Below are 575 nucleotides of genomic sequence, written 5' to 3' on the forward strand. Positions count from 1 at the left end.
TCGCGCAGGGCTTCTGAGATGAACTCAGGGCCGTTGTCCATGCGCAGCACCATGGGCGGGCCACCCCAGATCGCGAAAGTCTTCTCCAACTCCTCGATCAGCCGTTCGGCGGTGATCGAGCGGTCCACGATGTTCAGCAGCGATAGCCGGGTGTGCTCGTCCACCATCGACGCGATCTTTATCGTCTTACCGTCGACAGAGGAATCGAACTGAAAGTCCAACGCCCACACCACTTTCGGTGCGTCCGCGACCACGACCGGGACCGATGACTGGCCGGCGCGTTTGCGGCGCGGAGCACGCCGCACTTGCAGGCCCTCCTCCTTCCACAACCGATGCACTTTCTTCTTGTTGATCTCGATGCCGTCGTCGAAGCGCAGGTGCGCCCACGCGCGCCGGAACCCGTGCCGGGGGTTCTTGCGGGCATACGTGCGTAGCTGCTCGCGCAGTGCGGCGTCCGGATCGGCCGGGGTGTGTGCGTGCGGCAGCCGTCGATAGGCGGAACGGGAAAGCCCAACTACCCTGCACGCCATACGTTCTGACATGTTCTTGACGTCTTTGAGCATGTCGATGGCGGC

Annotated in this window: 1 protein-coding gene; it reads right to left on the reverse strand. The window is 63.3% G+C overall.

The window, feature by feature from the left end; genetic code table 11:
* Positions 1-575, reverse strand: a 575-nt coding sequence (locus A5766_RS03340) for a DDE-type integrase/transposase/recombinase (RefSeq protein ID WP_156527353.1), incomplete at both ends; no start/stop codon positions are given.

Source organism: Gordonia sp. 852002-51296_SCH5728562-b, assembly GCF_001665475.1.
Classification (GTDB): Bacteria; Actinomycetota; Actinomycetes; order Mycobacteriales; family Mycobacteriaceae; genus Gordonia; species Gordonia sputi.